This is a genomic window from Fontisubflavum oceani (assembly GCF_030407165.1).
Classification (GTDB): domain Bacteria; phylum Pseudomonadota; class Alphaproteobacteria; order Rhodobacterales; family Rhodobacteraceae; genus Rhodophyticola; species Rhodophyticola oceani.
Genome location: NZ_CP129111.1, coordinates 1138473 through 1160640, shown reverse-complemented (window position 1 = coordinate 1160640; position 22168 = coordinate 1138473). Strand labels below are relative to the sequence as shown.

19 protein-coding genes and 1 pseudogene are annotated in these 22168 nt (G+C 61.0%); 8 read left to right on the top strand and 12 right to left on the bottom strand.

From position 1 onward, the window contains the following. Positions 1-282: 282 nt before the first annotated feature. Together QTA57_RS05875 and QTA57_RS05870 are read left to right on the top strand one after the other, a co-directional pair. Positions 283-924 (top strand): MlaA family lipoprotein, encoded by a 642-nt coding sequence (locus tag QTA57_RS05875; RefSeq protein ID WP_290154800.1) that lies wholly within the window; start codon positions 283-285, stop codon positions 922-924. Positions 925-931: 7 nt separating this feature from the next. Continuing rightward, positions 932-1534 (top strand): MlaC/ttg2D family ABC transporter substrate-binding protein, encoded by a 603-nt coding sequence (locus tag QTA57_RS05870; protein ID WP_171560539.1) that lies wholly within the window; start codon positions 932-934, stop codon positions 1532-1534. Between the two features lie 23 nt (positions 1535-1557). On the opposite strand, the gene QTA57_RS05865 is transcribed toward QTA57_RS05870, so the two are convergent. Beyond that, positions 1558-3756, bottom strand: a complete 2199-nt coding sequence (locus tag QTA57_RS05865; protein WP_290154093.1) for a transglycosylase domain-containing protein — start codon at positions 3754-3756, stop codon at positions 1558-1560. A 271-nt stretch (positions 3757-4027) separates the two neighbouring features. Here QTA57_RS05865 and QTA57_RS05860 point away from each other — a divergent pair, with 271 nt between their 5' ends. The 3 genes and pseudogenes from QTA57_RS05860 (at position 4028) to QTA57_RS05850 (ending at position 6414) form a co-directional block, all read left to right on the top strand. Then, entirely contained in the window at positions 4028-4366 is a 339-nt protein-coding gene (locus QTA57_RS05860) for a P-II family nitrogen regulator (RefSeq protein WP_145214211.1), read from the top strand. Between the two features lie 25 nt (positions 4367-4391). Beyond that, a pseudogene (locus QTA57_RS05855) lies at positions 4392-5737 on the top strand (ammonium transporter). A 314-nt stretch (positions 5738-6051) separates the two neighbouring features. Then, on the top strand, positions 6052-6414 hold the full coding sequence (locus QTA57_RS05850; protein WP_290154092.1) for a NirD/YgiW/YdeI family stress tolerance protein: 363 nt from the start codon (positions 6052-6054) through the stop codon (positions 6412-6414). Between the two features lie 70 nt (positions 6415-6484). Here the strand turns inward: QTA57_RS05850 and trxA are convergent, their stop codons facing one another. The 9 genes from trxA to regB form a co-directional block, all read right to left on the bottom strand. After that, positions 6485-6805, bottom strand: coding sequence for a thioredoxin (gene trxA, locus QTA57_RS05845; protein ID WP_145214202.1), 321 nt, complete (start codon positions 6803-6805; stop codon positions 6485-6487). 68 nt (positions 6806-6873) lie between these two features. Continuing rightward, entirely contained in the window at positions 6874-10257 is a 3384-nt protein-coding gene (addA, locus tag QTA57_RS05840; RefSeq protein ID WP_290154091.1) for a double-strand break repair helicase AddA, read from the bottom strand. Continuing rightward, positions 10254-13202 carry a double-strand break repair protein AddB gene (gene addB, locus QTA57_RS05835; protein ID WP_290154090.1) on the bottom strand — a complete coding sequence of 983 codons (2949 nt, stop codon included), beginning with the start codon at positions 13200-13202 and terminating at the stop codon, positions 10254-10256. The genes addA and addB overlap by 4 nt, the downstream gene beginning before the upstream one ends. Beyond that, positions 13195-13890 (bottom strand): nucleotidyltransferase family protein, encoded by a 696-nt coding sequence (locus QTA57_RS05830; RefSeq protein ID WP_290154089.1) that lies wholly within the window; start codon positions 13888-13890, stop codon positions 13195-13197. The genes addB and QTA57_RS05830 overlap by 8 nt, the downstream gene beginning before the upstream one ends. Next, a complete protein-coding gene (locus QTA57_RS05825; RefSeq protein WP_290154088.1) occupies positions 13887-14120 on the bottom strand; it encodes a hypothetical protein in 234 nt (77 codons plus the stop codon). Before QTA57_RS05825 ends, QTA57_RS05830 begins: the two co-directional genes overlap by 4 nt. Further along, positions 14110-14856 carry an aminoglycoside phosphotransferase family protein gene (locus QTA57_RS05820; protein WP_290154087.1) on the bottom strand — a complete coding sequence of 249 codons (747 nt, stop codon included), beginning with the start codon at positions 14854-14856 and terminating at the stop codon, positions 14110-14112. The genes QTA57_RS05825 and QTA57_RS05820 overlap by 11 nt, the downstream gene beginning before the upstream one ends. Then, entirely contained in the window at positions 14853-15377 is a 525-nt protein-coding gene (gene tsaE / locus QTA57_RS05815; RefSeq protein ID WP_407933500.1) for a tRNA (adenosine(37)-N6)-threonylcarbamoyltransferase complex ATPase subunit type 1 TsaE, read from the bottom strand. The genes QTA57_RS05820 and tsaE overlap by 4 nt, the downstream gene beginning before the upstream one ends. Positions 15378-15442: 65 nt before the next feature. Next, positions 15443-17035, bottom strand: a complete 1593-nt coding sequence (locus QTA57_RS05810; RefSeq protein ID WP_290154086.1) for a PAS-domain containing protein — start codon at positions 17033-17035, stop codon at positions 15443-15445. A gap of 62 nt (positions 17036-17097) precedes the next feature. Next, positions 17098-18501, bottom strand: a complete 1404-nt coding sequence (gene regB, locus QTA57_RS05805; RefSeq protein WP_290154085.1) for a sensor histidine kinase RegB — start codon at positions 18499-18501, stop codon at positions 17098-17100. Between the two features lie 96 nt (positions 18502-18597). Between regB and QTA57_RS05800 the strand changes: the two genes are divergently transcribed. Then, a complete protein-coding gene (locus QTA57_RS05800) occupies positions 18598-19236 on the top strand; it encodes an SCO family protein (protein WP_171560035.1) in 639 nt (212 codons plus the stop codon). Positions 19237-19299: 63 nt separating this feature from the next. Here the strand turns inward: QTA57_RS05800 and QTA57_RS05795 are convergent, their stop codons facing one another. Further along, positions 19300-19788, bottom strand: coding sequence for a GNAT family N-acetyltransferase (locus QTA57_RS05795; RefSeq protein ID WP_290154084.1), 489 nt, complete (start codon positions 19786-19788; stop codon positions 19300-19302). Between the two features lie 417 nt (positions 19789-20205). Between QTA57_RS05795 and QTA57_RS05790 the strand changes: the two genes are divergently transcribed. Both QTA57_RS05790 and QTA57_RS05785 read left to right on the top strand, forming a co-directional pair. Then, a complete protein-coding gene (locus QTA57_RS05790) occupies positions 20206-20763 on the top strand; it encodes an ActR/PrrA/RegA family redox response regulator transcription factor (RefSeq protein WP_145214179.1) in 558 nt (185 codons plus the stop codon). Then, positions 20763-21272: a hypothetical protein gene (locus QTA57_RS05785; RefSeq protein ID WP_290154083.1), complete on the top strand. Its 510-nt coding sequence runs from the start codon at positions 20763-20765 to the stop codon at positions 21270-21272. The genes QTA57_RS05790 and QTA57_RS05785 overlap by 1 nt, the downstream gene beginning before the upstream one ends. Here QTA57_RS05785 and QTA57_RS05780 read toward each other — a convergent pair. Next, complete coding sequence (locus tag QTA57_RS05780) at positions 21269-22168, bottom strand: LysR family transcriptional regulator (protein ID WP_290154082.1); 900 nt, start codon at positions 22166-22168, stop codon at positions 21269-21271. The genes QTA57_RS05785 and QTA57_RS05780 overlap by 4 nt on opposite strands.

The following is a 22168-nucleotide window of genomic DNA, read 5'->3' as shown; positions in this document are numbered from 1 at the left end:
GTCGCTCTTCGCTGTCCATAGACTTGACTCTATGGTCACGCACATCCTCTAAAACGTTCAATATCGCCGATCGCAGGATCAAAACCTTTTTCAAACCCTACCGGCACGAGATCGTGTTGGGTACAAGAAACCTATATAGGTCGTCAATTGCCGCTCTCTTCCGAACTGCGCGCCCCTATCTGGCCCGCCCTCCTTCTTCTTGCAACCCTGTCGGCCTGTGGCCCCGCTACCTTGCCGTCAGGCGCCACGATTGATGATCCGCATGAGGCACAAAACCGCGCGGTGCACGAGTTTAATCGCGATGTCGACCGGGCTCTGGTCCGACCAGCCGCTTCATCACTCGGCGCAGCAGTCCCAGACCCTGTTTTGGTCGGGATCGGACGGATGTCCTCGAATCTGAGTCACCCGAGCTATGTCGTAAACGATGTTCTGCAGCTCCGCCTCGCCGATGCGATCCACAACACCTCACGCTTTGTGATCAACTCAACGATCGGCATTTTGGGGATTTTCGACCCCGCCAGCGTCATGGGCCTCGACGAGCGCGAGACCGATTTCGGCGAAACACTCCATGTTTGGGGCGTACCGGAAGGCTCTTATGTCGAGTTGCCCATCTTTGGCCCGTCGACATCGCGCGACACGGTCGGTCGAGTGGTCGACATTGCCCTCAACCCGCTCAGAGGGTTGGAGCCTGACGCGGCCAATACGGTGCGTGGCATCAACGTGACGTCACGCTTTGGTGACCGGCATCGCTTTGGCGGAACCATTGATAGCATCCTATATGAAAGCGAAGACAGCTATGCCCAGGCCCGGCTGCTCTATTTGCAGAACCGGCGATTTGAGCTGAGAGGCGATGCCGAGCCGGAGTATTTCGACCCTTACGAGGACCCTTATGACGATCTCTTTTTCGAACCAAACGGCCAATAACGCGGGCATGAAGATGAGCCGGCGCCAATTTGGTGTCGCCGGTTTCAGCGCCGGATTGGCCGCTATCACCGCGCCGCATATGGCACTCGCACTCAATACGGTGGAGGCGCGCGCGCTTGTCGACCGTCTCGTCGCCGAGATATTCCAGGTGATCAATTCCGGCCAGTCTGAAGCTGCCATGCTCCGCGAGTTTGAGCGGATTCTGGCCCGGTATGCCGACGTGCCGATCATCGCTCAGTCGGTCTTGGGACCACCCGCTCGGAGCGCATCACGGGCCCAGATGCGGGCCTTCACCGAAGCCTTCCAGGGCTATATCGCGCGCAAATATGGCCGCCGTTTCCGTGAATTCATCGGCGGGCAAGTTGTGGTGACCGATGGCCGCCAGGTGAACCGTTATTTCGAGATCATCTCGACAGTGCGACTCCGCAATGAAAGCCCGTTCGAGCTGCGCTGGCTGGTTTCGGACCGCTCGGGCCAGGACCGGTTCTTCAACCTGATCATCGAGGGCGTGAACTTGATGACCACAGAACGCGCCGAGGTTGGCGGCATGCTCGACCGGCGCGGCGGCGATCTGGATGCGCTCATCGCGCATCTGCGCACCGTCGGCTAAAGACCAGGGTTCATGGGGCAGGCCTAGTTGTTCTGGCCCAAAATCCCGCCCAGGACCTCCATCAAAATCTGCTCGGCCAAATCCGGTTGACGCCCTTGCGCACGAGGCGCCTGCTGTTGCGCTTGCGGCTGTGGCACGGGGCGGGCTTCAGCCACCGGGTCGATCATCGGCAAGGGCCGTGGTGGAATATCCGTGTGGATGCGCTCCATCGTCTGCCGCCAAAGCTCAGCCGGCAAACCCCCGCCAGTCACACCGGATAGTGGCGTGTTGTCATCGTACCCCATCCAGACACCGGCCACATAATCGGCGGTAAAACCGATAAACCACGCATCTCGGGCCGAATTGGTCGTGCCGGTTTTTCCCGCCACGGGCCGACCAGGCAGTTGCGCCCGCTGCCCCGTACCGCTGGCCACGGCTTGCGCCATCATATAGGTCAGTTGCCGCGCCGCACCTTCCGAGATCACCCGCTCCTGGATACCGCCCTCTTGTCCAATGAGCGGCGTGTCATCGCCAAGGAACCTGAGTTCGGTCAGCCCATAGGGCGCCACGGCGGATCCGCCGTTCAAAATCCCGGCATAGGCCCCGGTCATTTCGATCAGGCTGGCCTCCGACGCGCCCAAAGCAATCGCCGGGCCAAGCGCCAGGTCACTCTCAATGCCGAACCCCTCGGCAACGGCGACCGTCGCCTCGCGCCCGACCGTCTCAGACAAACGCACCGCCGCCGTGTTCAGCGAGGCGCGCAATGCGTCGGTCAAAGTCACCTCACCATAAAACTCGCGGGAATAGTTTTCTGGGCTCCAAGGACCCGATCCGGGCACGTCAATCGTCAACGGTCCGTCATAAATCAGATCATCAAATCGCCAGCCCAGATCCAGCGCCGCCGCATAGACAAACGGTTTGAACGAACTGCCGGTCTGCCGCATCGCTTGCACCGCGCGGTTGAACTGGCCGGCAACCTGGGTTTCGCGGCCACCAACCATGGCACGTACCGCGCCATCGGCCGACATCACCACAATCGCGGCTTGCGCGGTGGAGCCCTCTCGCACCTGGTTTTCGAAGACGTCGACCAGTGCCGCCTCCGCGGCGTCCTGCATTGCCGGATCGAAGGTGGTGCGGATGATCACATCTTCGGTTGTGTCATTGGTCAGGAAGCCCGGCCCGGCCCCCATGATCCAATCGGCGAAGAACCCGCCGGTTTCCTGCCGCGCCGCAGCCGACAGCGTGGCCGGGTTGGCGCGCGCCTGATCCGCTTCGGCAGAGGTCAGATACCCCTGCTCTTCCATCAGGTTCATAACCAGATTGGCCCGGCGTTGCGCTCGCTCCAGATTGCGTGTCGGCGCGTAATAGGACGGCGCCACCAGCAGCCCGGCCAGCATCGCGGCTTCCTGAGGTGCTAGATCGGCGCTGGAATGGCCGAAATAGCGCTGTGACGCCGCTTCGAAGCCCCGCGCACCGGCGCCCAGATAGGCCCGGTTGAAATAGATCGCCAGGATTTCATCCTTGGTGTAGCGGAACTCCATCGCCAGCGCGAAGGGCACTTCTGTGATCTTGCGCCATAGTGTCGTCCGGCGACAGTCGGTCTCGTACTCCGCCTCACTCTCCCATTCCGACGGGTCATACGCCACGCCGAGACACATGAGCTTGGCCACCTGTTGCGTGATCGTCGATCCGCCATGGCCTTCCAAGGGTCCGCGACCCTCGCGCATATTGATCCGAATGGCGCTCGCGATGCCACGTGGGCTGACACCCAAATGGCGATAGAAACGCCGGTCTTCGGTGGCAATCACGGCATTGGTCAGATGCGGGCTCACCGTATTGGGGTCGATCATCCCGCCAAACTGCTCACCGCGCCAAGCAAAGACATTGCCGTCGCGGTCCAGCATCGTGACCGAACCCCGCGCGCGGGCATCGACCACCTCACCCACATCGGGCAGAAGTGTATAATAGTAGGCCGAGGCGCCCAGAATGATCAGGGCGACCACAGCGGTAACGCGCCAAACAATCCCGAAGATCAGGCGCAACACAAACCGGAACAGCGCCCCGAACCAGCCCAAAATCCCGGGCCTGCGGGTGCGCGACCGCGTCTGGCGGCGGGCATTGCGTTTGGGTTTCGCCGATGACTGCGTTCTTGTGCGTTTGGTTGTGCTCTGTGTCCGGCGGTCTGCCACAAGCCCACGTTGGCTTTTGCGGGGCGGACGACCTCCACTTCCTGATCGGCTCATGATGTTCCTGCCTTCTTTTGCGCCAAGATACGCAATAACGACTCGTTTGTGGAGGGCACATCCTCGCTTTTCTTCCCCGCATATGCTGCACTGCCGCATCCAGCTTCCGCACAAAAAATAGGCACATGCCAGAAATCGCGCCGAAAATTTCGGTATACAACCTGAAGTTGTGAAAACCCCTTACCGTGCCGTTGCCCTAAAGCCCGCCCCGGCCTGTCTTAACCCCCGTGAGTTCCTCTGGGGGACAGACAACAACCGGAAGGGTATCAACGTGAAACTCATCATCGCAGCAATCAAGCCGTTCAAGCTGGAGGAGGTCCGCGAAGCCCTGACCGCCATCGGCGTGCGCGGCATGATGGTGACCGAGATTAAGGGCTTCGGCTCGCAATCCGGCCACACAGAGATCTATCGCGGCGCCGAATATGCCGTGAATTTCGTGCCGAAAGTGAAGCTGGAAATCGTCGTCGCGGCCGCCATGGCCGATCAGGTGGTCGAAACCATCCAGACCACCGCCAAAACCGACAAGATCGGTGACGGCAAAATCTTCGTCCTCGACGTGAACTCCGCCGTGCGCGTGCGGACCGGCGAGACCAATGACGACGCGCTTTGACGCGCGGCCCTTTCGACAAAAGGACATGACACTCATGAAAACCAAGTATCTTTTCCCACTGGCCGCCGTGGCAACCGCCGCCGCGCTGCCGTCGGTGGGCCTGGCGCAAGAGGCCGGCGTAGAAGCCGCGGCCCACACGTCTTACATTCTGACCACGCTGCTGTTTTTGGTCGGGGGCTTCCTCGTCTTCTGGATGGCCGCGGGCTTTGCGATGCTCGAGGCCGGTTTGGTGCGCTCAAAGAACGTCACCATGCAGCTGACCAAGAACATCTCCCTCTTTTCCATCGCGGCGATCATGTATTGGCTTGTCGGTTTCGGCATCATGTATCCCGCCGATTGGGTGATCGAAGGCTGGCTCGGCCCGTTCTTCGCGATCACTTCGCTCGAACCCGTAGGCGTTGCCCCGGCGGATACCTCGCTTGACTATGCGTCGGTTGGCTCGGACTTCTTCTTCCAGCTGATGTTCTGCGCTACCACGGCCTCGATCGTCTCGGGCACGCTGGCTGAGCGCATCAAGCTCTGGCCCTTCCTGATCTTCGTGGTTGTGCTGACCGGCTTCATCTACCCGATCGAAGCCTCCTGGCAGTGGGGCGGCGGTTGGTTGGCCGAAGCAGGCTTCTCCGACTTCGCAGGCTCGACATTGGTGCATGCCGCGGGCGGCGCTGCGGCTCTGGCCGGGGCCATCGTGCTGGGACCACGGATCGGCAAGTACGGCAAGGACGGAAAAGTGAACCCGATGCCGGGCTCCAACCTGGCGCTCGCGACGCTTGGTACCTTCATCCTGTGGCTGGGTTGGTTCGGCTTCAATGGCGGCTCGCAACTGGCCATGGGCACCGTGGGCGATGTGGCAGATGTGTCTCGGATCTTTGCCAACACCAATATGGCAGCTGCTGCCGGTGCCGTCGCGGCTCTGATCCTGACCCAGCTCATCTATGGCAAAGCCGACCTGACGATGGTCTTGAACGGCGCGCTTGCCGGGCTGGTCTCGATCACCGCTGAGCCGCTGGCCCCGTCGCTCTTCCTCTCCCTGATCATCGGGGCAATCGGTGGTCTGATCGTGGTCTTCACTGTCCCGCTGCTCGACAAGATCAAAATCGATGACGTGGTCGGTGCTATCCCGGTGCACTTCTTCGCCGGTATCTGGGGCACGCTCGCCGTCGTCCTAACCGGCGGTTACCATGGGGAGGCGACCCTTGGCGCACAGATCATGGGGATCGTTGCGATCATCGCCTTCGTCTTCATCACCTCGTTCATTGTCTTCTATGCACTGAAGGCACAATTGGCCTGCGCCCAAGCGAGGAAGACGAGATCAACGGCTTGGACGTCTCCGAACTTGGCATGGAAGCCTATCCGGATTTCGTCAACACGTAATCTCGCCGAATGATGCAAAGAGGAGGGCGCCTTCCGGCGCCCTTTTCCTTCGCAACAGGCATTGGCACATTCTATCGCTGCACCGGCACAGACCCATTTGAAGGTCGCATCAATGGGCCCATATCTCGTTCAGGTCCCAAATCGGAGGCATCACATGTCAAACACGCCGAAGCCCGACCCGAAACCTGACCAAACATGGCAAGCCTGGTTGACGACCGAAATCACCACCAGCCTGCCGCGTTGGGCGTATCTTGCGGCTATTGGAGGCGCTATTGTTCTCTTGCTCATCGCGCTCGACTAAAAAGGTATATGGAATGCGACGTCTGATTGTTGTCGCGGCAGTCGTTGCCCTATTTGCGGCAGCGCCATTCACCATGGGCCAATCCGCCAGAGCCGATTCTGTGACGTCTACAGTTGATCCCATCGCGGACCTCGCACCGGGGCAGATAGTTACACTGCTCGGCACAGTCGAGCGGATCACAGATGACGATGAGTTCCTGCTGCGGGACGCGACTGGCGCGGTAGCAGTCTATGTTGGGCCAAACCCCATCCCAGCCGCCGTGGGCGACAGAGTCACCGTGATCGGCGTGGCGGATGACGACAGACCGATCGAAATCTATGCCACAACGATTGTCTTAGCCGATGGCACTGAGGTCGCGCTTTCAAATCGCTACTGACCGGCTGAAAACAAAAGGGGCGCATAGTTGCGCCCCAGACACCCATATTGAAATAGGATCGCAGCCTATCTCAGATCGACTCTTCAATCCATTTCTGAAGCGCCGCTTTCGGAGCTGCGCCGACTTTGTTCGACACAACTTCACCGTCTTTGAACATGAACAGCGCCGGAATGCCGCGCACACCCAACTCCATCGGCGAGCTGGGATTTTGATCCACATTCACCTTCACAATCTTGACCCTGCCACCGTAGTCGACGGAAAGCTCCTCCAGGGCCGGGCCAATCTGTTTGCAAGGGCCACACCATTCGGCCCAGAAATCCACCACAACGGGGATCGGAGATTGCCGGACTTCGGCGTCAAACGTGTCATCGGTGACGGGAACGGTGCTCATAGGTCGCTCTCCTCAAAGGCGCGGAAATTGTGCTTGGACGCTGAAGGTATGGACGCGCCCGCCTGAGGTCAAGCAGTGGCCGCCCTTTGCAACGCCGCCATGACAGAAGCGTGAGGCAAAGGCATCAAGGTCGCTGTGCGTGTCCACAAAATCGCCGTCTCGATCCTGCGGGCCGGGTACAAGAGCGCCAACATCTCGGCATAAGCGCCCATCTGGCGCAGCAATCCTTCCGGAACCTCATCTGCGCCGACTGGCACCGACGCATTGGATTTGAAATCGACCGCCAGCACCCGGTCGTCTGTGATGATCAGTCGGTCGATCACGCCGAGCATCTGCGCCGAGCGTGTCTCGCTCCAGGCCGTCAAGGGCACCTCCGCCAACGCCTCCGGCGCAAACACGTCCGACAAGCTCGGATCGGTCAGGACCCGCACCGCTTCCTCCAGCAACGCGGTCGCCTCGACCTCGGCGACCTCGTCCTCCAGTGCCAAAATCCCCGGTGCCGCAGCTATCCATCCCGCTTCCGGCAAACCTGGCAGGTGTTCCAGCAGCAAATGGATCAGTCGCCCCCGCCGCAGGGCGGCCTCTTCCTCAAGCCCACCTGCATCAGAGGCCAGCGACTTCGCCCCACCCAGATCAGATGGGCTGCGGGCGGGGACCATCCTTCCCTCATCCACGGCCGGGGCCAAAGCCCAAGCCGGTAAAGCTGGCGCCTCGGCCTGAACCACCGGCGCGAACTCCCCCGGAGCCGACCAATCTCCGCTTTCCAATCGTAAACCCGTCTCACCAAACATCGCGCAGGGTTCAGCCCCCAATGCCTCAGCGCTTTCGCGAATCATCCCATACCAACTCTGGTCCGCATTCCGCCCCAAGGTGCCCGCTGCCGCAACGATCAACCAACTCTCCGCTCGGGTCATCGCCACATAAAGCAGCCGGTTCCGCTCCTCCGCCTCTGCGGCTGCGGCCGCATCGAACGCAGGACGTAGGAGCGCCGGGGCATCTGCTTTCGGCATCGGCCAGACCAATGGCCCGCCCTCGGGTTCCAACAAGGTCACACCCCGGTTCCCCGCGCGGCGCTGCGCACAATCGGGCAAGATTACAATCGGCGCTTCCAGCCCTTTCGCCCCATGGATCGACATCACCCGGATCTGATTGCCCGCACTTCCGGGATCGCGCTTGATGGTGACGTCATCGGCCTGCAACCAGCCGACAAACCCGGTCAGGCTCGGCACTTCCATCCGTTCATAGGCCAGCGCCTGGCCCAACATCGCGTCGATGCCGTCTTCCGCCTCCTGCCCCAAGCGCGCCAAAAGCCTACGCCGGGCGTCATGGCGGATCAGAACCCGTTCCAACAGATCATACGGGCGCAGAAAATCCGTGTGATCGCGGAGATCTTCCAGTATAGCCACCGTTTCGGGAAACTCGGCCGCTCGGTTCTGCAAGGCCCGCCACAAAAACCCCTCTCGTCCATGGGCCAAGTCGAAAAGTTCCGCTTCCGACCAGCCCAAGATCGGCGATCGCAACACCGCCGCCAGCGACAGATCATCCTCCGGTGTCGCCAAAAATGCCATCAACGCCACGAGATCTTTGACGGCGAGCTCTGCCGCAACGCGCATCCGGTCCGCCCCCGCAATCGGCAGGCCAGCCCCTTTGATCGCAGCGATCATCTCGTGAAACAGGTCGGAGCGCCGCTGCACCAGGATCAGGATATCACCCGCGCGCACTGCCCGACGTGTAGGCCGCCCTGCCTCCTCGACCTCGATGATCACCTTGCCATCCAACATCTCCTTGATCGCGTCGGCAACACGTCGGGCAAGCCGCACATGGTGATGATCTTCTTCTAGTAGATCTACAGGATTCTCCCAGTTCGATGGCTCAAGTTTTTCTGATTTCGGGATGTGTGGCCAGACATCCACCCGCCCCGGCAAGGCCGATTTGAACGCTGTGTGGGTGACATCCGGCCCCACACCCGCTGCCCCCAACCCACCTGCCACATGATCGACCAGAGCCAGGATCGGTTCCGCCGACCGGAAAGAATAGATCAACTCCCGCGATTGAAACGGCGCCTCAATCTGCGCCAATCTCTCGGCAAAATGATCGCGCATCCGATCAAATCCAGACGGGTCCGCCCCTTGGAACGAATAGATCGACTGCTTCTTATCCCCAACGACAAAGATCGTTCGCGACGTTTCGGCCCGTGCACCCTCGCCACTCGCGAACTCTTCGGCAAGCTTCGCGATGATTTGCCATTGCGCCGGTGCCGTGTCTTGCGCCTCATCCACGAGGATATGGTCGATCCCACCGTCCAGGCGGAACAGAACCCATTGCGCCACACCCGGCGCCATCAAAAGCGATCGCGTATGACGGATCAGGTCATCGAAATCGAGCCAGCCGCGTGCCTGTTTCGCCGCGTCATAGGCGGGCAGAAACGCCGTCGCGAACCGGTGCAGGGCGTCGGTCTTGCGCGCCGTTTGCAACGCCCGACGTAACGGTCGCGCCGCCTCAAGCCGCAGCATGAACGCCTCCAGCGGTGCCAGATCCGCCCCCATCGCCGTGCGAATTGCAGCATTGCCAAATGTGCCGATCTTGGCCGCATCCGGTGTCTTCGTGGTCGGTCCGCTCAGGAAGACCTCTTCGATTTGCGCCAAATCCTCCAACCCAGGAGACGCCCAGTTGAACCCAGACAAGATGCGGTGGCTCTTGCCCAAATTACGGCTCTCAGGGTCTAGGAGCGGCACGAGGCGGTCGCACAGGACTTGCTCGCCGCCGAGAAAGGCTTGGCTCAAAATATCCGCGTCACTCAGATCAGGATTGATCCCAAACCAATCGAAAATCGCCTCCCGCTCACGTTGCGGTTCCACCTCATCGCGATGAGCCAGAAGCGCGCGGACAAGCCCGGCCATGTCATCGCCCGAGAGATACGCGGCGACTCCATCGATAGACGGAACGTCCTCCCCATCGGCCAACATATCAAGCACATCATTCGCCAAAAGAAGCTGCGCCCGCTCATCCATTTCCGTGAAGCCCGGCGAAACTCCTGCCTCCAACGGAAAGCGCCGCAGCACCCCGCCGCAGAACGAATGGATCGTCTGGATCTTCAGCCCGCCAGGCGTCTCAATGGCACGGGCAAAAAGCGTCCGCGCGCGGGATAGAAGCTCGGGCGTAATCCGCTCGGCCTCCAAACCCAAGGTCGCAAGGGCGGTCGCCAACGCACCATCCGGTTTCATGGCCCACTCGCCCAATCGGCGGAACAGCCGGTTCTGCATCTCCGACGCGGCGGCTTTGGTATAGGTCAGGCAGAGGATCCGTTCCGGCGACACTTCTTCTAAAAGAAGTCGCGCAACCCGGTCGGTTAGAACCCGGGTCTTGCCACTGCCCGCATTGGCCGAGAGCCAAGTCGATTGACCCGGGTCGGCAGCGATCACCTGCGCACGGGAGGCATCGTTGAGGGTCATGCCCCCACCTCCTCTGCTGTTGGCGCGGTTGTCTCATCCCACTCCCCGTATCGGGCCAGATGATCGTAGTCGCCTGCATAGCGCAGTTCGGCCATCGCGCGGCGCGATGTGTAGCCATTCGCCGCGTCTGCATAATGTGCCAGAAGCGTCTCGAACTCCGCAGCGATCTGATCGATCTCGTCTGGCGTCGCATCATGGCTCAACACGGTTCCGCCGCTGCCAAGCCCGATATAGGCGATCCGGGCCACCTCCGTGACCTCTCCGAAAGCGCCACCCCGCGCCATCATCGCCTCAAGCCAAAGCTGTTTGTTGAAGAACCGTTCCTGATCCGCAGACGGAACAGCCCCGGTCTTATAGTCATAAATTGCCAACGCGCCCTCGGGCGTCAGGTCAAGGCGGTCCGCTGTCCCGGTTAGCGTAAACGACTTATCTTTTATAAGAAGCTCCGCAGAGAACTCCAATCGATGCGGCACCGCAAACGCGCGCCGCGCCCGCTCAGTCGCGACGAACCACGGTGCAACCCGCGCCAGACGCGCTTGCCAAAGGCGTCGCGCCACGGGCCAAGGCACCTCTTGGCGAAGCGCCGCATCGGCAAGCCGAGTGAAAAGCGCCTCTGCATCCGCTGGCAACCCATCGCGTGTGATCTCCACGAAACTGCGCAGCATCGCGTGCAGCGCCGTGCCGCGCAGACGTGCATCGGGCGCTTGCCTCAGCGGGTCCAGTGGCCTCAACCGCAGAACTTTCTGCGCATAGATTGCATAAGGGTCGCGCACCAGTTTCTCGATCTGCGTCACCGAGAGGCGGTTTGGCCTGGCCGTTACTGGCGGCCTCGGCGCCGGGCGCGGCGCGGGGGGCACCGGCGCTTCGGGCGTGCCCAATGCCTCAGCCATGGCCAGCCATTCCTGGCCTCGGGCCCGCATCTCCGCCAGGGTCGCGCGCGCCTCGGGCCCGGTTCCCTCCATCAGGTTCACCAATCGGTTCACCCAACGCGATGGCACCGTTTCGGTTTCCGCATCTCGTTTCGCCCGACTGAGCCAAACCTCGCGGGCTGCCACCGCTTGCTGAAAATCATGGGCCGAGAGACCGATCTGCCGATCCGGCAGGCGCAGCCCGGCCTCGGCTCGCATCGCCCGGTTCAGCCATGGGTCGGCCCCTGGCGCGGCTGGCCAAACACCTTCGTTCAACCCCGCTAAAATCAACAGATCGGCGCCCTGAACCCGCGCCTCCAACGCCCCCCAAATCATGATCCGCACATGGGGGCGGACCGGGTTGCGCGCCTCTGCATCATCCAGAACCGCGCCTATCAGATCGCGATACTCGGACGGACTCAACATGCCCCCCGCATCCGCATCTGCCACCACAGCTTGCATCAGACGCTGAACCGCCTGCCCATCTTCCCGCGCCCAAAGGTCCCCCGCGCCATCCGCACCGGGCCCCGCCGCCAGGGCCTCAGCCAATGTCAGATGGCGCGCGACATGATCCGCGAGCGAAACCGCCTCCGTCCCATGCACCGACAGAAGAAGGTCGGAGACCCAACTGGCCCATGCGACCGCGCCGGAATCCGTTTCCCGTTTGGCCGCCCAATCCAGAAGATCGCCACGTTCCGGATAGGGGCCACCGCCTCTTAAGATTTGCAATTCCAAATCCCGCGCCCGCAGCAGATGCGCGCCGCGATCCTCGCGCGCCGAATGCGTCAGCGGATGTTTCAGCAGCACCAACAGCGCCTCTGCGGTTGGGCGCGCACTCAACAGCTCGGCAACATGGCGCAAGAGCCGCCCCGCCGCGGTCAAAGACAAAGGTTGCCCGGCACTGTCATCGGGTAGGATACCCCACCGATCCAGAGCCGCCGTCACCTGCCGGGTCAGCGTACGATCGGGGCTGATCAACGCCGCGCGCTGCCCTGTTTCCGCCGCCTTCCGCAACCGAAGCGCGATGGCGACGGCTTCGGCCTGCGGCGTCGGTGCCTCGATCAAACTCATATCGGCGACGGCGGGGGACAGATCCCCCAATTTCGGCCCCTCCTCACGCCATTGATCGGTGACAGGCGCTGGTCGCAACGCCAGAGAGATCAAGCGGTTCCGGCGCGGATGGGCGGGCGGCGTTCCACTCCATTCGGGGATCGCTTTGGGCGCCAATCCGAGGCTTTCGGCAAACTTCCCAAGCCGGAACTGCGGGTGATCCTCGCCCCCCAAGCCAACAGCACGACCATGCAGCAATCCGGCCCAAACCTCCTCCGGCATGTCACCGTCCAACCCTGGCAGCACCACTGCCCCTTGCGGAAGCGCGGCAACGGCCCGCATGAAGCGCGCAGTCGCCCCGCGTGACCCTGTAGACCCCGCAACGATGATCGGATGTGTCGGCGGTACGCTTTGCCACGCTTTTGCCAGTCGGTCGACCACGGCGGAATGGCGGGCTTCGACCGTCAGACTGTCTTCGCCCGCGAAAAACGGCGCCACAATTGACAAAAACGCCTGGCTGCGCTGCCAGTGTTGCGCGTGCTCGGCCACGTCCAGGCGTTGCACGGCCTCGGGTGTCACCCGTTCCTCCTGCATCTCCCCCATCAAATCAGCGAGGCTATCCGCCAGTGGATAAAGCGCGGCACGGGGGGCCAGATCAGGGCGCTGGTCCAGCAATTTGGCAATCAGCTGGCTCAATTGCAGCCTCAGGCGCAGGGGGGACATCGCGGGCGGCAAACCGGCCATGTCGGGACGCGCCGCGAGATCGGTCACTGGGCGAATGCGCGGCAAAAAACTCGCCTGACGCTCAGCAAATTGGGCGGTCAGGCGACGCTGCATCCGGGCCGTGTTGACATAGATCTCGACCCGGGCCAGCGCCTCTGGCGGCTGCCCATCGAGCCGAGCTTCCACCCCCTCGATCAAGGCAGACGTGAAATCGACTCCCAACGGCGTCGCAAAGACCCGTGGCGCGTCGCTCGGCTCAAACATCATCGGTTTGACCCAACATTTCTTCGGCCAGCGCGATTCCGATCGGATGCCCAACATCGGCCCAAAACCCTGGATAGACTAGGCCATAGAGCCGCCCTTCCGCCATCAGCTTGCGCCAAATCACCCACATCGAGAACGGACCTTCAGGCGTATCTTGAAACACTGCCGGGTCGAGGATCTGCGCACCGGTCCAGACCTGGCCCGTCTTATCCGGTGTCAACTGGCCACTCTCCAGCAGACGAAAATCACCCCCACCTTGACGACCAACCGCTCGCTCAGGGGGGACCAGCAACATCAAACCGCCCATCTTGCGCGGTGTCCAAGCCTCCGACAATAGGCCAAGTGGGTTGTCCCCCCGCCAAACCGCGTCGGAATTCAGTGTCCAAAACGGGTTTTCTCCCAAAACCGGCAACGCGTTTCGAACACCGCCGCCGGAATCCAGAATATCTGGAGTCTCGTGAAGAAACTGAACATCAGGCACACCGGCCAAATGCGCCGCGATCTGTTCGGCCCGGTAATGTCCATTCACCACGATCGGCCCTGCGCCAGCCGAGCGGGCGAGATCCAACGCATGGTCGATCAAGCGGCGCCCGGCGACTTCGATCAACGGCTTTGGCCGCTCCGCCGTCAGCGCACCCATCCGGGTGCCGAACCCGGCGGCCAGGATCATGCAAGCTTTCGGGGTCATGCAGGCGCCGCCCAATGGTCCAGAAGCTGAATAACCGGCGCGCGGAGATCCGCCAGCTCTGGATGATCGACGGCCCGCCGAATATGCCCTGCCACGCGCGGGATATGGCGCAGATACATGGTCTTCCCCTCGGTTCTGGCCAGCCTGGAAAAGACGCCCAATATCCGCAAGTTCCGCTGTACCGAGAGGATGGCGCAGGTGAGCATGAACCGGTCTGGCTCAAGCTCCAAATCTGTCGCCTGCCTCTGGATCAACCGCCGCTTCCAGCGCCTCTGGCACATCCCGGCGGGCATCATCCAAAAGCGAGATCAGATCATAGCCCACAGGGCCGAAAACCGCGTCTTGGAAATCCAACAGCCCGACACGAGCCAATCCGGCGCGATCGGGCAGCCATATCAGGTTCTCCGCGTGATAATCCCGCAAAATCAGTGTTTCGTGGCCGGTCAAATAGGCCCCGAAAGCAGACAAAAGTGCCGCCGCCAATCGGTCGCGCAAGGTTTCTGTATCATCACCGGGTTCCAGGCTCTCGAAGGTGATATCGATCATCTCCACCATGCGATGCGGCGTGAGCGTCACCAAAGCCGGGGGAGGTGTGAGCCCGGCCAAATGCGTCGTCAGATCACACGCCGCAGTATAAAGCGCGGTCGCTGTGCCCGGGTTTTCGGCCACTATTCGGGCCATGAGATCGTCGCCCAGATCCTCGATCAGCATCAGCCCGGACTCGGAATCTGCGGCCCAAATCTCTGGTGCGGAAAGGCCTTGATCGGTCAGATATCGCGCGATCGCCCCGAACGCCTCAAAGCTTGTTCGATCTTCTGGCGGAGCCAACATCACGACCGCGCGCCTGTCGCGCGCTCTATCGTGCAACCGCAGATATCGCCGGGCCGACGCATCACCTGCCAGAGGCGTCCGCGTCGCTTGGGCCCAACCCTCCCGTGCCAGAAACGCGTTCAGCGATGGAGTCATAGGGCCTCCAAATGGCACATCAGCCGCTCAGCCAACGGTGTCATTTCCGCTGCATGCAGGGTGATAAGCCGGGCTTCGGCGGCATCCGGGTCGGTCGAGAAGGTCAACCACACCGCGTCTCGAGGCCAGATGCCATTCAATCGCTCGGGCCATTCGATTAAGCACACCGCCTCGCTCAAAGCGTCGTCTAACCCCAACTCAAGCACGTCATCCGGTCCGCTGAGCCGATATAGATCGCAGTGCCAAATCTCTAGATCGCCCGCATGGTAGGTCTGAACCAGCGTGAAACTTGGGGATGGCACGTCCTCGACGGCGTCGAATGCCGCCAAACGTGCCTGAATAAGTGCGCGCGCAAAATGGGTCTTACCGCTGCCCAGGTCACCGCTCAGGAGGAGCGTGTCACCCGCCGCCAATTCCGGCGCCATACGCGCCGCAAGCTCAGCGGTTGCAGCGGGGCTGGAACTGACCCGCTGTAGCAGCGCAGGCGGATAATCCATCGAACGGAGGGGAAGCTCGGACATGACGACAGAGTTTAGCCATGGCCTCGCCGCCCGCAACACTTACCTCTGCCAAGAAAGCCTTTAGTCTAGTCGGCGACAGCCAGGGTCCGTTGTGCGACATCAACCAACTCCGTCGCCCTAGAGACCGGCTGAAAGGTCACAACCATCGAGCCACCCTTCAAGGGTGCAACGCGGCATTCGAGCATCCGCCCATCCGCCAATGTCACATCGTCAGACCAGGCGGCCCGTTCAGCCTCCTGTCCCGCGAAGGCACGTATGTCGCCCCAGACCGGCGAAGGGTTTGCCAGCCTCTGCCAAGTCCGGGTTGCCTCGACCAGGCTCATAGTGCTGAGCATCTCGCGCGGATCTACGCCCCAAAGCTCGGCATAAGCAGCATTGCTGAGGATCAATCGACCGTCCTTGGAGAACACCGCAAGCGCGCCATCACTTTCGTCCAAGACCGATTGGTAGAGCTCCAGATCGGACCGAAACTGCCGCGTCAGAGATACTTCAGAACTGATATCTTCGAACATGAACGCAACCGCACCATCGGGGTGCGGCTTGCCGATGACCCGATAGGTTTGCCCCGTCGGCAACGTCCATAACTCTTGATAGCTACCGTCCTGCGCCGCCTGCTCCAGTTCCGACAAACTTGCCCGCCACGCTTTGTAGTCCTTGGGCTCAGGCATGCGTTGCCGTTCACGCAGTTGATCAAGGAACGAAAACAGGCTTGGCCGCGATGACAGCCATTCTGGATCGAGGGTCGAAAGCGTCAAAAGCGCCGGGTTAAACAAGACCAACTCGCGCTTCTTATTGAATATCGCCAGACCAATCGGCAAATGAGCAAAGGTCTTTGAAAGTGTTTGAACGAAGTTCCGCAGATTCGTCTCAGCCGCGACCAGTTGGTCAATTGGCCGTGCGGCGAAGAGCTTGGACTCGCCCTGATCTGTCATCGAGACGTCAAACCAACTTGGCTCCTCCTGGTCATGCATCATCAACTGGCAGCGGCGAAACGCGCCAGGGTCTGGCAGCGGGTCCAACTGCTCAGCAAACAATCTGCGGATCGGCCACACCAGCGGGCCATCAATGTCATTGGCCCGCTCGAGCAGTCGATAATAGGCGCCATTGGCCCACGTAATCTGCCCATCGCTCCGTTCGCGCCACATCGGCACCGGTAAAAAATCCACCGCTGTGCGCAAGCCCTGCATTTCATCGTGGAACCCGTCTAGGCTATCCTTGTGTATCGCATGGCGAGCACGGCTTTCTTCAACGCTGGATACCGTAACGGTCACAACTTCGCCCTGGGCTCGCCCGGAAACGGAAAGCGCATCACTGCCGACTTGACCGATCAGCAGGAACCCCTCCCGACGGTCCGCCAGCGCCCGCATCGAGGTCGCAATATCCGGGTTAAGCGGCTTCAGGCCCTCGACCAGAGCCGCCCAGGCCCGCGCCCGGTCGGACGGATCGGCGATGAAGTATTCGTCCTCATCATGTTCTGACACCAGATAGCCATCGTGGAAAACGTAGCTTCGCGGCGTATCAAGTGCGCCCAAGACCATATGAGGGCTGCGCCGGGTGCGACCGCTAAACACCCACTGGTTGAGAATCAGCGCCAAAGACGCTGCCAAAATGCCAATACCGATCAGCATCACAACCATATAGGGTTCGAAAAAATACATCTTTAACCTTTTGCGGAGAGCCGTGCCACGGACCACCAAACGGCAGAAGCCTTAATGATCCGTTAAACAGAAATCGGCTGGTTCTCGCCAAGCGGTGCGCTGGCTTCGTCCGCCAGCAGACCAATCGCCTCATGTGGCCAGGTCACGCGAACTATGGCGCCGCGCTTCTCGCCTTTATCTTCAACCGACAAGAACGGATCGGAGGCATTTAGGAACTCGACAGTCGCGCCAGACCGCTCAAGCAGCGTCTTCGCGATAAACAAGCCAAGGCCCATACCTTCATATCCAGGCCGGGGGTCGATCGCTGGCCGCGACCGGCGGCGCAAAAACGGATCCCCCAAGCGCCCCAAGAGATCGGAGGGAAATCCATCGCCATCATCCGTCATCGTCAAACTGATGAGACCGTCACCCCACTGCCCTTCGATCCAAACCTGACCATCCGCAAAATCGACCGCGTTTTGCACCAGGTTGCGCAGGCCATGAATAATCTCGGGCTTGCGCCGGATGATCGGCTGCCCGCTTGGCGCATAGGCCTCAGCCTCGAAGTCGTAGTGGATCGCAATGCCGCGATCTTCATGGGGCTCTGCCGCTTCGCGGACCACCGCCCCGAGGGGCGCGCTGCGCATATGTAGATCGTCTTTCCCGACCTGGCCCATGGACCGCAGGATGTCGCGACACCGATCCGCCTGATCACGGATCAATATGGCATCCTCACGCAATTCCGGGCGATCCGACAGTTCTTCGGCCAATTCGGTCGAAACCAGTTTGATCGTCGCCAAAGGCGTGCCCAACTCATGAGCTGCCGCCGCAACCACACCGCCCAGATCGGTCAGTTTCTGCTCACGCGCCAACGCCATCTGTGTTGCCAACAAAGCCTGGCTCATCGAGTGGGTCTCGCGCGTCACCCGGCGGGCATAGGCCGACAAGAAGATGATCCCGATCACGATCGCCAACCAAAACCCGAGCACAAACAAGGCTGGTAGCTCTAATATGACCCCCTCAGCCGAGCGAAGCGGGATATAAAAATAGGCCAAAAGCGAAATCATCACGATTGCGACCCCACCCAGAAACAGGGTGGAGCGCAGGGTCAGCGCCGTGGCCGAGATGGTCACCGGTGCCAAGATCAGCAGCGCGAACGGGTTATGCAGCCCGCCCGTCAGGAACAGAAGAAACGACAACTGCGTCAGATCGAAGAGCAGCGTCAGCATCGCGTCTCGGTCGCTAAGCCGCTGATTCTCAGGGAAAATCGTCATCGCGATCAGGTTGGAGATCACGCTCGCCCCAATCGCCAGGAAACACAGCCCCAACTCGACCCTGAGCCCGAGATAGAGGCTGACAATCACGACCGTCACGGTCTGTCCGAGGATCGCCAACCAGCGCAGGACCAAGAGCGTTCTCAGCCGCACCCAATCGCTCCGCGCATCGCGGGTCAGAAGATTTATGGACGGATCGGGGAGCGAGGCCATCGGCGGGAGGGGCTTTCTGTCACAGGCACAGGGTCGTGAATTGATAGTCGGTCGGAACTAAGTGATCAACGGGACGCGATTAACTGGGAGGTTAGAATGACGCGAGTCTATGCGATAAGCGCCGTTGCGCTGATTGTTGCAATGCTGACCGCCATCGCGGTCACAATTTACATGGGTCAAGGGCGCCAAACCGCCGATGCCGACCCGTTTGGTCAATGCCGTACCACACAGATTGCGGGCGGTGCGGGCTCGATCGGCGGGCCGTTCGAACTAGTCAATGCCGCTGGTGAAACCGTGACGGACACGGACGTGATCACCGAACCGGCCTTGCTCTATTTTGGCTACACCTTTTGCCCCGATGTCTGCCCGCTCGACACCGTGCGCAATGCCGAGGCCGTGGATATCTTGGCCGAACGCGGCCAATCGGTGACGCCGGTCTTCATCTCCGTCGATCCGGGCCGAGACACGCCCGAAGTGGTCGAAGCCTTTGCCGCCAATATCCACCCCGACATGGTGGGTCTAACCGGCAGCCCGGAGCAAACCCATGCCGCCAGCCAAGCTTATCGGACCTACTACAGAATTCACGATACCGACGATGAATTCTACTTGGTCGACCACTCCACCTTCACCTATCTGGTGTTCCCAGAACATGGGTTTGTGGAGTTCTTCCGCAGGGAGCTGTCACCGGCGCAAATGGCGGATCAAGTTGCCTGTTTTGTCGAGGCGGCTTCATAGAGCTGCCTCGACGACCCATCATCAATGCCTGCCAGTGGTCTGACAGAGTCTACTCCTACTCTGTCAGCCTCCTGAAGTTCCGCCTACTTTGCGTTTCAACGTCAGACCGCTTGCCGCGTACCCTTCATTTCCTATGAGCTGTCCCTCAACCCGCTTGTCCACCGTGAACCCCTCGGATTCATAGAGTTTGAGGGCCGGGGCATTGCCCTCCAGAAGATCGATTTGCATCTCGCCCGCCGCATTGGCCGCAGCATGCTGAACCAAGGCCCGCCCAAGACCGCGCCGATAAAATGACGGCTCAACATACAGCCAAGTCAGCTCATCTTCGCCAAACGCAACAAACCCGCGAACGACCCCCTCCATCTCGGCGACGGACAGTTTGTCATCAAACAACCCTTCATTCTCATAGGTGTCTTCCAAACTTAGGAACGCATCCTCACCGACGCTAAGGCGCAATTCGTCAAGCCGGGCGGCATCATGGATCTCGCAGAGCCGTGGCCAGTCAGCCTTTTCATAGGGCCGTATTTTGATTTCGCGCGACACGTCACTCATCTTATCGGTCCCCTTTAATAGCCATATCGGCCGTCGTTTGACATGTCAGGATTGGGTCGGTTTGTCCCATGGGTTTGGCCGCCACAATAAGCGTTTCGAGATCGGATATGGGAGGGAAATCCAAGAATATGAACCTGCAAAACGATCGCCTCTTAGTGGCCGTGACACAACGACATCTGACACGCGTCCTTGACGAAAAAACCGGGGCCGAGACCCTGTTCAGCGCGATGCTTCAGATCGCATAGGTGCGAGTGCGAGCAAGCCATAAGTCGGTATCTCCTAGATTTTGTTGTTCCTGAACCATCACCTCACTTGGAACCGGGGAAACTCCTCGGCCATGTCGCAACGGTCAAAATTGACCTCTCCCCGTAACTAAGTCTAAGAAGGCTGAATTGTTGCAGAACCGGAGGATGGCGCATGTCCCAGGAACGGACGCTACGTGATATCGGGCCAGATAAATCCCTGCTTCTCGTGGATGACGACGAGCCGTTTCTGCGACGACTGCAGCGCGCCATGGAGAAACGTGGTTTCGAGGTGGAGGCCGCTGGCTCAGTTGCTGCAGGCACTGCAATTGCCACTGCCCGCCCGCCGGCCTACGCCGTGATCGATCTGCGCCTGGAAGATGGCAACGGCCTCGACGTGGTCGAGACCTTGCGCGAAAAACGCCCTGATAGCCGAATAGTCGTGCTGACAGGCTATGGCGCGATTGCGACCGCCGTTGCCGCGGTGAAGATCGGAGCGACGGACTATCTCTCAAAACCCGCAGACGCCAATGACATCACCGCCGCGCTTCTGGCCGCCGAGGAAGAAATGCCGCCGCCGCCGGAAAACCCAATGTCGGCTGATAGGGTCCGGTGGGAGCATATCCAGCGGGTCTATGAACTCTGTGACCGCAACGTTTCGGAGACGGCGCGGCGACTGAATATGCACCGGCGGACACTCCAACGTATCTTGGCGAAACGCTCCCCACGCTGATGCGTCGCGCGCTTGTGGTTGCACTCCTTCTGACGGGTTGCGTATCGGCCGAACCACCGGTTGAGCCGACCTCACTCGCACCTATCCCCTTTACCTTGGACGCAGACGGTATCCAGGCCGCGGGCACCGATCTGCGCATCGATTTTGGTCGGGCGCAGGCTGGCGTGATCGAGACCGTCGACCGGTTGCAGGGTGCCGCGTTGATTGAGGTCGTGGCCCAAGGGGACTGCGGCGCTGGCCCGGTGACCGCCGCACGGTGGGAGGATGGGTTGGTGCTCAACTTCCAAGACGGTGATTTCCGGGGATGGGTCGCCACCGACGCCGGCGGAGCCGCCGTTACAAACTCCGGTCTCGCTGTCGGCACGCGTCGGTCAGATATCACCGCCGCCGTCTTCACCGAAACATCGCTCGGTACCGAGTTTCAAACTGACGGGGTTTTTGGCTTGCTGGACGACAGCGGCGATCAAGTCGCTTTTCTCTGGTCGGGCCTGACCTGCTTCTTCCGCTAGCACTCCGCCGCGCAGGTGATCAGCCAATCGGTGAACACCTTCACCCGTGCCGGGACTGGACCAGGCGAGCGGATAAGATAATAGCCGAGCTCGGCATCGCATTGCTCCAAAAGCAGCACCAACCGCCCCTCTTCCACGTCCCGCTCAATCACCGCATGGGGTTGCATGCTGACCCCTGCGCCCGCGCGACAGGCCGCCAGCACCAAGGTATTGCCCGCCAGCCGCGTGCCCGTCAGATCGTCTTGGTTCAATCCCTGCGCGGACAACCATGACGAGAACTCTCCATACCCCTCGTCGATCACCCAGGGCAGCGTGGTCAACATCTGCGCCGCGCCTGGCGCCGTCGCGGCATAGTCTTCGGGCAATTGCGCGGCCAGGGCAGGATGCGCGACGACCGCCGTGTTCGCCGAGGTTAGAAATCGCGCCTCGACGCCCGGCCACACGCCACGCCCATAGCGGATGCCCAGATGATGCCCGGCCCGGCGCAGATCCTGCAGCCGGTCGTCAGGATGGATCGTCAGTGGAATATCCGGGCAGCCTGACCAAAACCCTGACAGACGTGGCATGAGCCAGTTCTCAGCAAATGTCTGCGTCGTGGTCAGCGAAATCGGCCCATCACCCCGTGCTTCCGTCAGGGTCCTGACCCCTGCTGCAATCTCGGCAAAGCCATTCGCCAAGTCATTGGCCAAACGGCGACCGGCATGCGTCGGCACCATCCGGCGGCCTTCCCGGTCCATGAGCGACTGGTCGAAATGGGTCTCAAGCGCACGCACATGCTGCGCGATCGCCGCATGGGTGACGTTCAGGCTCCGCGCCGCGGCTGAATAACTTTCCAACCGAGCTGCCGCCTCAAACGCGCGGAGCGCCGAGAGGGAAGGGATGTCGCGCCAATCCAA

Bases quoted from the DNA above. Each gene is read 5' to 3' on its own strand.
- QTA57_RS05870 (WP_171560539.1), top strand. From the start codon at position 932: ATGAAGATGAGCCGGCGCCAATTTGGTGTCGCCGGTTTCAGCGCCGGA.
- QTA57_RS05865 (WP_290154093.1), bottom strand. From the start codon at position 3,756: ATGAGCCGATCAGGAAGTGGAGGTCGTCCGCCCCGCAAAAGCCAACGT.
- QTA57_RS05850 (WP_290154092.1), top strand. From the start codon at position 6,052: ATGCGACGTCTGATTGTTGTCGCGGCAGTCGTTGCCCTATTTGCGGCA.
- trxA (WP_145214202.1), bottom strand. From the start codon at position 6,805: ATGAGCACCGTTCCCGTCACCGATGACACGTTTGACGCCGAAGTCCGG.
- addA (WP_290154091.1), bottom strand. From the start codon at position 10,257: ATGACCCTCAACGATGCCTCCCGTGCGCAGGTGATCGCTGCCGACCCG.
- addB (WP_290154090.1), bottom strand. From the start codon at position 13,202: ATGTTTGAGCCGAGCGACGCGCCACGGGTCTTTGCGACGCCGTTGGGA.
- QTA57_RS05830 (WP_290154089.1), bottom strand. From the start codon at position 13,890: ATGACCCCGAAAGCTTGCATGATCCTGGCCGCCGGGTTCGGCACCCGG.
- QTA57_RS05820 (WP_290154087.1), bottom strand. From the start codon at position 14,856: ATGACTCCATCGCTGAACGCGTTTCTGGCACGGGAGGGTTGGGCCCAA.
- tsaE (WP_407933500.1), bottom strand. From the start codon at position 15,377: ATGTCCGAGCTTCCCCTCCGTTCGATGGATTATCCGCCTGCGCTGCTA.
- QTA57_RS05810 (WP_290154086.1), bottom strand. From the start codon at position 17,035: ATGTATTTTTTCGAACCCTATATGGTTGTGATGCTGATCGGTATTGGC.
- regB (WP_290154085.1), bottom strand. From the start codon at position 18,501: ATGGCCTCGCTCCCCGATCCGTCCATAAATCTTCTGACCCGCGATGCG.
- QTA57_RS05800 (WP_171560035.1), top strand. From the start codon at position 18,598: ATGACGCGAGTCTATGCGATAAGCGCCGTTGCGCTGATTGTTGCAATG.
- QTA57_RS05795 (WP_290154084.1), bottom strand. From the start codon at position 19,788: ATGAGTGACGTGTCGCGCGAAATCAAAATACGGCCCTATGAAAAGGCT.
- QTA57_RS05790 (WP_145214179.1), top strand. From the start codon at position 20,206: ATGTCCCAGGAACGGACGCTACGTGATATCGGGCCAGATAAATCCCTG.
- QTA57_RS05785 (WP_290154083.1), top strand. From the start codon at position 20,763: ATGCGTCGCGCGCTTGTGGTTGCACTCCTTCTGACGGGTTGCGTATCG.